Source organism: Dyella telluris (assembly GCF_014297575.1).
Taxonomy (GTDB): Bacteria; Pseudomonadota; Gammaproteobacteria; order Xanthomonadales; family Rhodanobacteraceae; genus Dyella; species Dyella telluris.
This window is the reverse complement of the sequence record NZ_CP060412.1, coordinates 1,140,183-1,153,204: the sequence shown is the minus strand read 5'-3', so window position 1 is coordinate 1,153,204 and position 13,022 is coordinate 1,140,183. Positions and strand designations below refer to the sequence as shown.

The 13,022-nt window shown below is 66.4% G+C and carries 13 protein-coding genes; all 13 read left to right on the top strand.

Annotation, left to right across the window (positions count from 1 at the left end; translation table 11 throughout):
- Positions 1 to 3: 3 nt before the first annotated feature.
- On the top strand, positions 4 to 375 hold the full coding sequence (gene fliO, locus H8F01_RS05390) for a flagellar biosynthetic protein FliO (protein ID WP_238481157.1): 372 nt from the start codon (positions 4 to 6) through the stop codon (positions 373 to 375).
- Positions 375 to 1,166 (top strand): flagellar type III secretion system pore protein FliP, encoded by a 792-nt coding sequence (gene fliP / locus H8F01_RS05385; protein WP_187058002.1) that lies wholly within the window; start codon positions 375 to 377, stop codon positions 1,164 to 1,166. Before fliO ends, fliP begins: the two co-directional genes overlap by 1 nt.
- A 223-nt stretch (positions 1,167 to 1,389) precedes the next feature.
- Complete coding sequence (gene fliQ, locus H8F01_RS05380; RefSeq protein WP_187058001.1) at positions 1,390 to 1,659, top strand: flagellar biosynthesis protein FliQ; 270 nt, start codon at positions 1,390 to 1,392, stop codon at positions 1,657 to 1,659.
- A complete protein-coding gene (gene fliR / locus H8F01_RS05375; protein WP_187058000.1) occupies positions 1,656 to 2,426 on the top strand; it encodes a flagellar biosynthetic protein FliR in 771 nt (256 codons plus the stop codon). Before fliQ ends, fliR begins: the two co-directional genes overlap by 4 nt.
- A 10-nt stretch (positions 2,427 to 2,436) precedes the next feature.
- Complete coding sequence (gene flhB / locus H8F01_RS05370) at positions 2,437 to 3,573, top strand: flagellar biosynthesis protein FlhB (RefSeq protein WP_187057999.1); 1,137 nt, start codon at positions 2,437 to 2,439, stop codon at positions 3,571 to 3,573.
- A gap of 10 nt (positions 3,574 to 3,583) precedes the next feature.
- Positions 3,584 to 5,677: a flagellar biosynthesis protein FlhA gene (flhA, locus tag H8F01_RS05365; protein ID WP_187057998.1), complete on the top strand. Its 2,094-nt coding sequence runs from the start codon at positions 3,584 to 3,586 to the stop codon at positions 5,675 to 5,677.
- Positions 5,678 to 5,808: 131 nt separating this feature from the next.
- Positions 5,809 to 7,242 (top strand): flagellar biosynthesis GTPase FlhF, encoded by a 1,434-nt coding sequence (gene flhF / locus H8F01_RS05360; RefSeq protein ID WP_187057997.1) that lies wholly within the window; start codon positions 5,809 to 5,811, stop codon positions 7,240 to 7,242.
- Positions 7,243 to 7,256: 14 nt separating this feature from the next.
- Positions 7,257 to 8,180 (top strand): nucleotide-binding protein, encoded by a 924-nt coding sequence (locus H8F01_RS05355; RefSeq protein ID WP_187057996.1) that lies wholly within the window; start codon positions 7,257 to 7,259, stop codon positions 8,178 to 8,180.
- 1 nt (position 8,181) lies between these two features.
- A complete protein-coding gene (locus H8F01_RS05350) occupies positions 8,182 to 8,958 on the top strand; it encodes an RNA polymerase sigma factor FliA (RefSeq protein WP_187057995.1) in 777 nt (258 codons plus the stop codon).
- Between the two features lie 132 nt (positions 8,959 to 9,090).
- On the top strand, positions 9,091 to 9,498 hold the full coding sequence (cheY, locus tag H8F01_RS05345; RefSeq protein ID WP_187057994.1) for a chemotaxis response regulator CheY: 408 nt from the start codon (positions 9,091 to 9,093) through the stop codon (positions 9,496 to 9,498).
- Positions 9,495 to 10,136, top strand: a complete 642-nt coding sequence (locus H8F01_RS05340; RefSeq protein ID WP_187057993.1) for a protein phosphatase CheZ — start codon at positions 9,495 to 9,497, stop codon at positions 10,134 to 10,136. Before cheY ends, H8F01_RS05340 begins: the two co-directional genes overlap by 4 nt.
- A 168-nt stretch (positions 10,137 to 10,304) precedes the next feature.
- On the top strand, positions 10,305 to 12,275 hold the full coding sequence (locus H8F01_RS05335; protein ID WP_187059166.1) for a chemotaxis protein CheA: 1,971 nt from the start codon (positions 10,305 to 10,307) through the stop codon (positions 12,273 to 12,275).
- 2 nt (positions 12,276 to 12,277) lie between these two features.
- Positions 12,278 to 13,018: a flagellar motor protein gene (locus tag H8F01_RS05330; RefSeq protein ID WP_187057992.1), complete on the top strand. Its 741-nt coding sequence runs from the start codon at positions 12,278 to 12,280 to the stop codon at positions 13,016 to 13,018.
- Positions 13,019 to 13,022 lie beyond the last annotated feature (4 nt).

The window sequence follows — 13,022 nt, the reverse complement described above, 5'->3', positions numbered from 1 at the left end:
TCGATGATCCTGGCCCTTGCCCTGCCGGTCGCCGCCACACCCGACATCAACGTCGGTGGCGAACTGGTGCGCGTGCTGCTGAGCCTGCTCGGCATCATTGCGCTGATCTTTGCCGCCGGCTGGTTCAGCCGCCGGCTGCAGGCGCGCGCCACGCCGGGTGGCCGACGCATGCGTTGCGTCGAAACCATGTCGGTAGGCGCACGCGACCGCCTGATGCTGGTCGACGCGGACGGCAAGCGTCTGCTGATCGGCGTGGGGCAGGGCGGCATGCGCACCCTGCATGTCTATGAAGGCGTGGCGCCCGCACCGGAAGCCGCACCGCAACCGCCCATTGCGCCCTTCGGCGACGTGCTGGCCCGCTGGAAGCGCAAGTAATGAAGTCGTTCCGCTGGATTCTCCTGGGGCTGTTGCTGCTGTGCCCCATGCTGCTCTGGGCTGCACCCGCCATGCCGGCGATGCCTTCGATGCCGCAGATGCCCGGTTCAGGGGCGGGCATCCCCGTACTGACGGTGCAGAACGCTGCGGGCGGCGCGCAGAACTGGACGCTGTCGCTGCAGGTGTTGGCACTGATGACCGTGCTCACGCTGCTGCCGGCGGTGCTGCTGATGATGACGTCGTTCACGCGCATCATGATCGTGCTGAGCTTCCTGCGGCAGGCGCTGGGCACGCAGTCCACGCCGTCCAACCAGATTCTGCTCGGGCTGTCGCTGTTCCTTACCCTGTTCGTGATGTCACCGGTGCTCAACCGTGCCTACACGGATGGCGTGAAGCCGTATATGGACGGCCAGCTGTCCGCCGAACAGGCCGTGCCTGCCGCCGCGGCGCCGTTCAAGCATTTCATGCTGGACCAGACGCGCGACGCGGACCTGCAGCTGTTCACCCATCTGGCCAACGAAAAGCCGTATGCCAGCAAGGACGACGTGCCGTTTCGCGTCGCCATGCCGGCGTTCGTCACCAGTGAGCTGAAGACCGCTTTCCAGATGGGCTTCCTGCTGTTCATTCCGTTCCTGATCATCGACCTGGTGGTGGCCAGCGTGCTGATGTCCATGGGCATGATGATGGTGTCGCCCACCATCATCTCCCTGCCGTTCAAGATCATGTTGTTCGTGCTGGTGGATGGGTGGACGCTGCTGCTGGGCACGCTGGCGGGGAGTTTCTATACATGAGTGGCGCGCGGCTTTTTTGCTCCTCGTCCGTCGGTGGACTCGAGTGGTGCGAAGTGTGGTTGCATGCTGCGGCCTCTCACGCCCGTCATCCCTGCGAAGGCTGGGATCCAGCGACTTTGTACGAGGCGTCGGTGCAGTGCGTAACGACACTGGATCCCTGCTTTCGCAGGGATGACGGTGAGGTGAGCCCGAGTGCTGTTGAACGCCTCACCGGAGCCACGCCATGACGCCTGAATCCGTCATCGAATTCGGCCAGCACGCGCTCTACGTCGCCATGATGGTGGCCGCGCCGCTGCTGCTCACCGCGCTTGCGGTGGGCCTGATCATCGGCGTGGTGCAGGCCGCCACGCAGATCAACGAAATGACGCTGAGCTTCATTCCCAAGATCATCGCGATGGCAGCGGTGGCGCTCATCGCCGGTCCGTGGATGCTGCGCACGCTGGTGCAGTTCACCCATCAGTTGATCGAAAGCCTGCCCGGGGCCGTGAAGTGACCACGGTGCAGCTTGCCGAACTGCAGGGGCTGGTGGGCTCGCTGCTGTGGGCCATGGCCCGCGTCGGCGGGCTGTGCCTGACCGCTCCCGTGTTCGGCGATGCCGTGGTGCCCAAGCGCATTCGCCTTGGCGTGATGATGATGCTTGCCCTGGTGCTGGCGCCGCTGGCGCCGACCACCATCGACCTGATGACGGCCGATGGCGTGTCCAGCATGGTCAGCCAGGTGCTGATGGGCGCGGCGATTGGTTTCGTGCTGAAGCTCGCTTTTGAAGCGGTTTCGCTGGGTGGCCAGCTGGTGGGTCAGAGCATGAGCCTGGGCTTTGCCGAAACGGTGGATCCGCGCGGTGGCGGCAGTTCGCCGGTGCTCAGCCAGTTCTACCTGCTGATGGTGACGCTGTTGTTCCTGGCCATGAACGGCCACCTGCAGCTGATCTCGCTGCTGGCCGACAGTTTCCGCACGCTGCCGCCGGGCCAGCCGGTGATCGACACCAATGGCTTGCACGCGGTGGTGGCATTCGCCTCGCACCTGTTCGGCGGAGCGGTGCGCGTGGCCTTGCCGGCAATGACCTCGCTGCTGATGGTGAACATCGGCTTCGCGGCCATCAGCCGCGCAGCGCCATCCATGAATCTGTTCGCGGTGGGTTTTCCCATCACGGTGACCCTGGGTTTCGTCGCGCTGTGGCTGTCGCTGCGCAGCGTGCCGGGTGCGTTCGAATCGTTGCAGAACAGCGCCTGGACGCTGATGCACGAACTGGCCGGCGGTTGAGAAAGACGCCATGGCCGAGAACGACGATCAGGAACGCACAGAACAACCCTCAGAAAAACGCCTGCGCGAAGCGCGGGAGAAGGGTGATCTGCCTCGCTCGCGTGATCTTTCCGGTGCCGTGGTGGTGCTGGCCGGCGTCTCCGCCTTGATGAGCGGCGGCGAAGGCTCGATGGAGCACGTGCGTCGCATCTACGGGCTGGGGCTGAGTTACGGGCGGGATGCCTTGTTCAGCGACCAGCTGCCGGGCCGCATCCTGTCGCTGGCCATGCACGAGGCCTTTGCGATGTTTGCGCCGGTGGCCACGGCCACGGTGCTCGCCGCACTGGCGGCGCCGCTGCTGCTGGGCGGCCTCAATTTCAGCGCCGAAGCGCTGCAGCCGAAGTTCGAACGGCTCGATCCCATCGCCGGACTGGGTCGCATCTTCGCCATGCGCGGCCTGGTGGAACTGGCCAAGTCGCTGGTGAAGCTGCTGCTGATCGGCGCAGTGCTGGTGATGGTCCTGAAAGGTTGGCAGAACGACCTGATGGCCACCGGCCGTGGCGAAGTGGGCGCGGGCACGATGAAGGCGATGAGCCTGCTGGGGCATGGCGCGCTGCTGTTCGGTTCCATCCTTGCGCTGATCGGTGGCGCCGACGCGCTGTACCAGAAGTTTGACCACACCAAGCGCCTGCGCATGACGCGCCAGGAGCTGAAGGACGAGTCGAAGGAAAGCGACGGCAATCCCGAGCTCAAGGCGCGCGTGCGCCAGATGCAGTTCCAGATGGCGCGCAAGCGCATGATGCAGGAGCTGCCCAAGGCCGACGTGCTGATCACCAACCCGTCGCACTTCGCCGTGGCGCTGCGCTACGACGAAGGCCGCATGGGCGCGCCGCGCGTGATCGCCAAGGGCATGGACGAACTGGCCCTGCAGATCCGCCTGGTGGCATCCAGCCATCGCATTCCCACGGTGGAAGCGCCGCCGTTGGCACGCGCCTTGTATGCCACCACCCAGCTCGATCGCGAGATCCCTTCGGGGCTCTATGTCGCCGTGGCGCAGGTGCTCGCGTACGTGTTCCAGCTCAAGCAGGCCGTCGCCCGCGGTGAACAACCGCCGAAGGCGCCGCAACCCGATGTCGATCCGGACCTGATGGGTCCCTACAAGTTCTGACGGAAACGCAATGGCTACCGCTACTGCCCTTGGCAATCTGAAAACGCTCGGCCGCCGTGGACTGGGCGCGCCGGTGATCATGCTCGCCGCGCTGGCGATGATGATGTTGCCGCTGCCGCCGTTCATCCTGGACATGCTCTTCAGTTTCAACATCGCGTTGTCGCTGGTGATCCTGCTGGCGGTGATCTACGTGATGCGTCCGCTGGAGTTCGCCGCGTTCCCCACCGTGGTGCTGATGGCCACGTTGCTGCGACTGGCGTTGAATATTGCCTCCACCCGCGTGGTGCTGCTGCACGGCCACGATGGCCCCGGCGCGGCGGGCAAGGTGATCGAGGCCTTCGGCGAGTTCGTCATCGGCGGCAACTTCGCCGTGGGTCTTGTCGTCTTCGCCATCCTCACCATCATCAACTTCGTGGTGGTGACCAAGGGCGCCACGCGCGTGTCCGAAGTGACCGCGCGCTTCACCCTGGATGCCATGCCCGGCAAGCAGATGGCGATTGACGCCGATCTCAACGCCGGCCTGCTCAATCAGGAACAGGCACGCGAGCGCCGCCAGGAAGTGCGCGAGGAAGCGGATTTCTACGGTTCGATGGACGGTGCCTCGAAGTTCGTGCGCGGCGATGCCACGGCCGGCATCCTGATCCTGATCATCAATATTGTCGGCGGCTTCTTCGTCGGCATCCTGCAGCACGGCCTGTCGGCCGGCGAGGCCGCCAAGACTTACACGCTGCTGACCATCGGTGACGGTCTGGTGGCGCAGGTGCCGTCGCTGATGCTGTCCATCGCCACCGCCGTGATCGTGACGCGCGTGTCCAAGTCCACCGACATGGGCAAGCAGCTGGTGGGCCAGCTGTTTGGCCAGCCACGTGCGCTCGCGGTGGCGGGCGTGGTGCTGGGCGTGATGGGCCTGATCCCGGGCATGCCGAACATTGCCTTCCTGCTGCTGGGTGGTACGTGCGGTGGCGCGGCATGGCTGATGGTGAAGCGCGATCGCGAAGCGCAGGAGCGCGTGGCCAAGGCCGCGGCCGAGGTGCCGCCGCCGGCTGCTGCGCCCACCGAGCGTCTCGAACTGGGTTGGGAAGACGTCGCCAGCGTCGATCCGCTGGGGCTGGAAGTGGGTTACCGGCTCATTCCGCTGGTGGACACGCACCAGGGCGGCGAGCTGATGGGCCGCATCAAATCGGTGCGCCGCAAGCTGTCGCAGGAGATGGGCTTCCTGGTGCCGGCGGTGCATATCCGCGACAACCTGGATCTGGGCCCGAATACCTACCGCATCACCCTGATGGGCGTGCCGATGGGCGAGGCCGAAGTACACAACGACCGCCTGCTGGCGATCAATCCCGGTCGCGTGCAGGACGGCCTGCAGGGTATTGCCACGCGCGATCCGGCGTTTGGCCTGGAGGCCGTCTGGATCGAGCCGGGCCAGCGCGAAAACGCGCAGAGCCTGGGCTACACAGTGGTGGACCCGGCCACGGTGATGGCCACCCACCTGTCGCACATCCTGCAGAGCCACGCGCACGAACTGCTCAGCCACCAGGACGTGCAGCAGCTGCTGGACCGCCTGGCCCAGAACGCGCCCAAGCTGGTGGAAGACCTGGTGCCCAAGCGCCTGTCGCTGGGCGTGGTGGTCAAGGTCATGCAGAACCTGCTGGCCGAGCGCGTGCCGATCCGCAACATGCGCAGCATCGTCGAAACCTTGGCGGAGCACGCGAGCCAGAGTCAGGATCCCGGCGCACTTACCGCCGCCGTTCGCGTCGCGCTGGGTCGCCAGATCGTGCAGGAGATCTCGGGACTGGGCACGGAGATCCCGGTCATCACGCTGGCGCCAGAACTGGAGCAGATCCTGCTGGGATCGCTCGCAAACGGCGGTGTAGCGGGCGCTGCGGTGGAACCGGGCCTTGCCGACCGCCTGCAGCAGGGCGTCGCCGACGCCGCGCGCAAGCAGGAAATGAGCGGCGAACCCGCTGTTTTGCTGGTCGCGCCGCAGCTTCGTCCGTGGCTCGCGCGCTTTACGCGCCATGTGGCACAGAACCTGCACGTACTGGCCTACAACGAAGTGCCGGACAACCGCCGAGTGCGTTTGGTGCAGGCGCTGGGTCGTTAATCGAACAGACGAGCGAAGGAAGAAGGGATGAGTAGCGCGGGCGCAAAACACAGGCTTTCGATGGCTGCGGCGAACGGCATGGCCGCGTGTCCGAGCCACCTGCTCATCGTCGACGTTTCGCGGAGCAAGGCATGAAGATCAAGCGTTTCGTGGCCCCGGACATGCGCCAGGCCATGCGTGCAGTACGCGAGGACCAGGGGCCGGATGCGGTGATCCTTTCCACGCGCCGGATGGATGACGGCATCGAGATCATCGCCGCGGTGGATTTCGACGAAGCCCTGGTGCGCGAAGCCGCCCGCCACGGCGCACCGCTGGAAGTGGAGCGCGCCAGTGCACCGGCACCTTCGGCCGTGGTGGAGATGAAGCCCGCCGCGCGACGTTCCGACGTCTTGCCGCCGCCGCTGCCGACGGCGAACCGTCGCGACGACGAAGGCGTCACCGTGTCGCTGTCATCGCGTGCCGCAACGCCGGCGCGTTCGGAGCCCGCAGCGGAAGTGCCGGCAACGAAGGTGGTGGAGATGCTGCCCGCCGCACCGAACGCGAAGATTGCCGAGGCGAAACCCGCCGCCGCCGAACCGGTCCCGCCGGTGGCCGACGCCGATGCACCGGCCGCGCTCCATCCCATGCTCGAGCGCGCCATGCAGGACACCGCACGCGTCCGCGCCGAACTGGGCAGCCTGCGCGACCTGCTGGAAACCCAGCTGTCCAGCCTGATCTGGAACGACATGGAGCGCCGCCAGCCGATGCGCGCGCGCATCCTGCGTGAAATGACCCGCCTGGGCATCGAGCCGGACGTCGCCCGCCAGCTGGTGGGTGAGCTGCCGGTGGAGATCAATGCCGAGCAGGCGCGCTATCTGCCGCTAGGCGTACTGAGCCGCAGCCTGTCGATCAGCCCGCGCGATCACGCGGAGCGCCGCACGGTGACCGCCCTGGTCGGTTCCACCGGCGTGGGCAAGACCACCACCATCGCCAAGCTCGCCGCGCGGGCCGTGATGCGCCATGGCGCATCGCAGGTGGCGCTGGTCAGCACCGACCACTACCGCATCGGCGCCGCGGCGCAGCTGGAACATTACGGCCGCCTGCTCGGCGTGCGTGTGTACCCGGCCTACGACGCCGACAGCCTGCGCCAGGTGCTGGAACTGCTGCGCGGTTGCCACACCGTGCTGGTGGACACCGCCGGCCTTGCCGGTGGCGATCCGCGACTGGCGGAACAACTGGAAGTGCTGCGCAACGGCGGCGACTTGCGCGCCTGCCTGGTGCTGGCGGCGAACGCGCACGCATCCTCGCTCGACGAGGCCGTGCGCGCCTACCTGCCGGTGCAGCCGCACGCCTGCATTCTTACCAAGCTCGACGAGGCACCCAGCCTCGGCGGTGCGCTGTCGGTGCTGATTCGTCACCGGCTGGCGCTTGATTACGTCACCGACGGCCAGCGTGTGCCCGAGGACATCGCCACCGCCGACGCGCGTGTGCTGGTGTGCCGTGCCGCGCAGGTGCTCAAGGGCAACGGCCCGGCGGATGACATGGTGATGGCGGATCGATTCGGACTAGCGGTGGCGAACGCATGAACGGTGTTTTCGCAATGAATCAGGCGATGGGGTTGGAAAGCATGCTGCGTGCGCTGACCGAACGACACACCCGGCAAGCGCCGGAACGTGACCAGGCCTACGGACTGAGTGGTGGCGCGCCGCAGAAGCGCTGCCGCGCCATCGCGGTGGCGGGCGGCAAGGGCGGCGTGGGCAAGACCACCGTGTCGGTGAACCTCGGCATGGCGCTGGCCATGCAGGGGCACAAGGTGATCCTGCTGGACGCCGACATGAGTCTGGCCAACATCGACGTGCTGCTGGGCCTTTCGCCCACGCGCCACATCGGGCACCTGCTCGACGGCAGCTGCACCATCGAAGACCTGCTGATGCCGGCCCCGCACGGGCTGAAAGTGGTGCCGGCCGGATCGGGTACGCGCCGCCTCGCCCAGCTGGGCTCGGGTGAGCATGCGGCCGTGATCCGCGCCTTCGACGACCTGGTGTCGCCGCCGGATTATCTGGTGGTGGATACCGCCGCCGGCCTCTCCGACAACGTGGCGATGTTCGCCGCGGCGGCGGACGACGTGGTGGTGGTGGTGTGCGACGAGCCTGCTTCGCTCACCGATGCCTACGCCTTGCTCAAGGTGCTCAGCCGCGATTTCGGCGTGCGCCGGTTCCGCATGGTGGCGAACATGGTGCGCAACATGGGCGAGGCAAAGCAGCTGCACCAGAAGCTCGCAAGGGTTTGCGACCGCTTCCTGGACGTGGCGCTGGATTTCATGGGCCATGTGCCGCACGACGAACGATTGAAGCAGGCCATCCGCCGCCAGAGCGCGGTGGTGGATCTGTGGCCGTCGAGCCGGTCGGGGCTGGCATTCAAGCAATTGGCAGGTGCGGTCGATACATGGGGTGAACCCGAGCGACTGGGCCTGGACCGTATCGCCTTTTTCAGCAGGCAGGCCGCAGTAGCGACGGGGTGGTGACATGAGTGTGGCTTCCGAATATCTGCAGCTGCAGCGGCAGAGTGCCGACGAACTGGTTCGCCAGCATGCGCCCCTGGTACGCAGGATCGCCTATCACCTGATGGGCCGACTGCCGCCCAGCGTGGACGTCAGCGACCTGATTCAGGCCGGCATGATCGGTTTGCTGGAGGCCGCGCGCAATTTCACCACCGGCAAAAACGCGAGTTTCGAGACGTTTGCGGGTATCCGCATCCGTGGTGCGATGCTCGATGAGTTGCGGCGCACCGACTGGACCCCACGGTCGGTGCATCGAAAAGTGCGCGAAATGGCGGAGGTTGTTCGTCAGATTGAAATCGAAACCGGCGCGGATGCCGAGGATGCCGAAGTCATGCGGCGTCTGGGCATGGGTGCCGAGGAATATCACCAGGTGCTGGCCGACGCCGCGAGCGCTCGCCTGCTCAGCCTCTCCGCGCCGGACGACGCGGACGGTGGCGCGGCGTTCGACGTGGCCGACGGCGACAGCCTGAGCCCCGCCGACAGCGTCGAGCATGCCGACATGCGCGGGGCGTTGGTGGAAGCCATTGGCAGCCTGCCCGAGCGCGAACAGCTGGTGATGTCCCTGTATTACGAGGAAGAGCTGAACCTCAAGGAGATCGGTGCGGTGCTCGGCGTGACCGAATCACGCGTGTGCCAGATCCACGGCCAGGCCATCGTGCGCTTGCGTGCGCGCATGAGCGGCTGGAGCGAGGGTCAGCAGGAAGCCTCGAAGAAACAAAGGAAGGGAACGAAAGGCATGTGACACGGGCGCGATCGCCGGAGCAGCAGGCGGGCTTCCGGTTCACGCAGCGCGACGGCCACGGGTTGGCGCCCAGCGACATGCCATCGTTTCAGCAAACCCATCTAGCCAAGTAACGCGCAGCGGAGAAAGCGTTTGGACAAGAATATGAAGATCCTCGTGGTGGACGACTTTTCCACCATGCGGCGCATCGTTCGCAACCTGCTGGTCGAACTGGGTTTCAGCAACGGGCTGATCCAGGAGGCCGACGACGGTGAGAACGCACTGACCATGTTGCGCAACAACAGCTTCGACATGGTCGTGACCGACTGGAACATGCCCAACATGACGGGCATCGATCTGCTGCGCGCCATCCGTGCCGAGCCCACGCTGAAGGGCATGCCGGTGCTCATGGTCACCGCGGAAAACAATCGCGACCAGATCATCGCCGCCGCACAGGCCGGCGTGAATGGCTACATCGTCAAGCCGTTCACCGCCGTCACCCTGCAGGAAAAACTCGGCAAGATTTTTGAACGCCTGGCCGCCAGCGGAGCGAGCGCATGAACGCACAAGTGTCCCTGATGGCGGGAGAAGCCATGCCGCAGGAACTGCATGACCTGCTGAACAGCTCCGACGGCGTCGCCTTCGAGCAGGCGCTCGACGTGCTGGTGCGCCAGCGTGAACAGCGCATGTTCCGCGCGCTGGGCCTGCTGGCCCGTGACCTGCACGATGCCGTGCGTCGCCTCGGTGGCGACCTGGCCCAGGAAGGCGTGCCGGGCAGCGTGGCTGATGCGCGCCAGCATCTGGAAGAAGTGCTCGAAATGAGCTCGCAGGCCGCACACGGCACGCTGGATTTCGCCGAGCGCATGCGTCCGCAGGCCGACGCGCTGGCCGACAGCGCCGCCCGCGTGATCGACGGCAGTGCCGATGGCGACACGGTGCTGACACTGGCGAAGCAGGCGCAGACGTTTGCCAACGAGCATCGCGAAGGCATGGCCGAATTCGTGGTGGCGCAGTCGTGGCAGGACCTGTCTGGCCAGCGCATCAAGAAGGTCGTGAACTTCATCGGCAGCGTGGAGAACTCGCTGCTGGAACTGGTGAGCCTGACCGGCGCGCTGGCTTCGGGCGAAGCCGCCGCGGGCCCGGTGAAGGTCACCAGCCAGGACGAGGCAGATCGCCTGTTGAGCGAATTCGGTTTCTAAGCGCCCAATCATGGCCTCGGTATGGTGCTTGGTTCCTCACCGTCATCCCCGCGGAAGCGGGGATTCAGCGCCTTCGCGCTGGTGTGAACGTCACTGGATTCCCGCCTCCGCGGGAATGACGGTGGGGCAGAACCGGGCGCATGGAAAGGTTTCAAAGGCAGATTAATGATGGATCCCACGCTGGACAGCGAGTTGCGCAACGATTTCCTGGTGGAAGCCGGGGAGCTTGTGCAGCGCCTGGGTGAGCAGTTGGTCGGGCTGGAAAGCGCGCCGCGTGACGCCGATCTGTTGAACGCCGTGTTCCGCGCGTTCCACACGGTGAAGGGCGGCGCGGGCTTTCTCGCCATCGAACCGATGGTGCAGTTGTGCCATCACGCCGAAGACCTGCTCAACGTGGCGCGCAACGGGCAATTGCTGCTCGATGCCAACCGCATGGACGCGCTGCTGGAAGCGTTGGACCTGCTCAACGACATGATGGCGGCCCTGGCCGCCGGCGAGTCGATGGCCATGCCGCCGCCGGCGCTGCTGCAGCGGCTGACGCCGGGTGCCGCGGCGCCCAAGCCGGCTGCGGCACCCAAGCCGGTCGCCCCGCCGGTGGCGCCGCCACCGAGCGACGGCACCATTGACGATTCGGAATTCGAGGCCCTGCTGGACAGCCTGTACGGCACCGGCGGGTCACCGGGCGTGCCGGCGGCTGCACCCGAGTCGGGCAGCATCAGCGACGACGAATTCGAAGCGCTGCTGGACAACCTGCACGGCAAGGGCGGCATGCCCGGTGCGGTGGATGCATCGGTGGCGGCCACGCCGGCCGGTTCGATTTCGGACGACGAGTTCGAATCGCTGCTCGACAATCTTCATGGCAAGGGCGGCGTGCCCGGCACGCAGGCGCCCGCGCCAGCTCCTGCGCCGGTTGCCGCGCCCGCGCCGGCTCCTGCCGCTGCCGCCAAGGCCGCGGCGCCCGCGCCGGAAAATACCGTACGCGTGGATACCGCGCGCCTCGATGCGCTGGTGCATCGTGCCGGTGAACTCGTGTTGGTGCGCAATCGCCTGCTGAGCCTGGCGGCCAAGCAGGGCGACGAAACACTGGAACTCGCCGCCACCGAACTCGATCGCGTGGCCGATGCGCTGCAGAACGCGGTGCTCGGCATGCGCATGCAGCCGGTCGGCCGCCTGTTCCAGCGCTTTCCGCGCATCGTGCGCGACCTGTCGCGCCAGCTTGGCAAGGACGTGGAACTGGTGCAGGAAGGCGAAGGCACCGATCTGGACCGCAGCCTGGTCGAGGCGCTGGCCGACCCGATGGTGCACCTGATCCGCAACGCGCTCGACCACGGCCTGGAAATGCCGGAAGAGCGCGAGCGCGCCGGCAAGCCGCGCAAGGGCAAGGTCACGCTGGGCGCAAGCCAGCGTGGCGAGCGCATCGTCATCACCGTGTCCGATGACGGGCGCGGCATGAATCCCGAGGTCCTGCGCCGCAAGGCGGTGGAGAAGGGCTTGATGGACGAGGCTCAGGCCTCGCGCCTCACCGAGAACGAGTGCTACGAAATCATCTTCCGCCCCGGCTTCAGCACCGCGGCCACCGTCTCCGACATCTCCGGTCGCGGCGTGGGCATGGACGTGGTGAAGACGCGCGTGGTGGAACTGGGCGGCACCCTGAGCGTGCGCTCGCAGTTGGGCAAGGGCAGCACGCTGGAACTGGCGGTGCCGCTTACCCTGGCGATTCAGCGCGTGCTGATGGTGCGCGTGGGCGGACGCCTGCTGGCGCTGCCGCTCAGCAACGTGGAAGAGGTCTTCGAGCTGGCCGCGGGCCAGCAGCAACAGCTGGATGGCCGCTCAGTGGCCGCGCATCGCGGTCGCGCGCTGGCGCTGGCAGATCTCGGCGGCTGGATCGGCGTGGAAGGCCCGGCGGGTCGCCACGTGGTGGTGCTGCACATCGGCCACATGCGCGTGGGTTGCCTGGTGCATGAAGTGATCGGCCGCGAGGACGTGATGGTGAAACCGCTCGGTCCCCTGTTCGAAGGCGTGCCCGCCGTGGCGGGCGCAACCGTCACTGGCGATGGCCGCCTGGCGCTGGTGATGGATCTTGCCGGTTTGTCCGGCAGTGACGGCCAACTCCTCCCCTCCCTCCGAGTGAACACCTGACCATGGATCTGGTAAGTCTCATCGGCACGATCCTGGCGTTCATCGTCATCATCGTCGGCACCATCCTCAAGGGCTCCAGCGTGGAAGCGCTGTGGAACCCTGCGGCCTTCGTCATCGTGTTCCTCGGCACCATCGCCGCGTTGCTGGTGCAGAACTCCGGCAAGGTGCTCAAGCACGCCATGAAGATTTTCCCCATGGTGTACAAGCCGCCGCAGCACCAGCCATCGGACTTGATCAGCCGCATCGTGGGCTGGAGTGAAATCTCGCGTCGCCAGGGCCTGCTCGGCCTGGAGCCGCAGATCGATTCGGAAAGCGACACCTTCGTGCGCAAGGGCCTGCAGCTGCTGGTGGACGGCAGCGAGCCTGAGGCCATCCGCGGCGTGCTGGAAGTGGAAGTGGACGCGCGTGAACACCACGACCTCGCCGGTGCCAAGGTGTTCGAGAACGCCGGCATCTTCTCGCCGACCATGGGCATCATCGGTGCGGTGATGGGGCTGATGGCGGTGATGCAGAACCTGGCCGACCCGAGCAAGCTGGGTCACGGCATCGCCGCGGCGTTCGTCGCGACCATCTACGGCGTGGCGCTGGCGAACCTGCTGATGATCCCGATGTCGGCACGCCTGAAGGCGCTGATCCACAAGCAGACGCAGATGCGCGAGATCCTGATCGAAGGCCTGGTGGCCATCGCTGAAGGCGCGAACCCGCGCCAGATCGAAGCGAAGCTGCAAGGCTACCTGGCGTAACGGG

Coding starts and splice junctions, on each gene's coding strand:
- fliO (WP_238481157.1), top strand. CDS start 4: ATGATCCTGGCCCTTGCCCTGCCGGTCGCCGCCACACCCGACATCAAC.
- fliP (WP_187058002.1), top strand. CDS start 375: ATGAAGTCGTTCCGCTGGATTCTCCTGGGGCTGTTGCTGCTGTGCCCC.
- fliQ (WP_187058001.1), top strand. CDS start 1,390: ATGACGCCTGAATCCGTCATCGAATTCGGCCAGCACGCGCTCTACGTC.
- flhB (WP_187057999.1), top strand. CDS start 2,437: ATGGCCGAGAACGACGATCAGGAACGCACAGAACAACCCTCAGAAAAA.
- flhA (WP_187057998.1), top strand. CDS start 3,584: ATGGCTACCGCTACTGCCCTTGGCAATCTGAAAACGCTCGGCCGCCGT.
- flhF (WP_187057997.1), top strand. CDS start 5,809: ATGAAGATCAAGCGTTTCGTGGCCCCGGACATGCGCCAGGCCATGCGT.
- H8F01_RS05355 (WP_187057996.1), top strand. CDS start 7,257: ATGAATCAGGCGATGGGGTTGGAAAGCATGCTGCGTGCGCTGACCGAA.
- H8F01_RS05350 (WP_187057995.1), top strand. CDS start 8,182: ATGAGTGTGGCTTCCGAATATCTGCAGCTGCAGCGGCAGAGTGCCGAC.
- H8F01_RS05340 (WP_187057993.1), top strand. CDS start 9,495: ATGAACGCACAAGTGTCCCTGATGGCGGGAGAAGCCATGCCGCAGGAA.
- H8F01_RS05335 (WP_187059166.1), top strand. CDS start 10,305: ATGGATCCCACGCTGGACAGCGAGTTGCGCAACGATTTCCTGGTGGAA.
- H8F01_RS05330 (WP_187057992.1), top strand. CDS start 12,278: ATGGATCTGGTAAGTCTCATCGGCACGATCCTGGCGTTCATCGTCATC.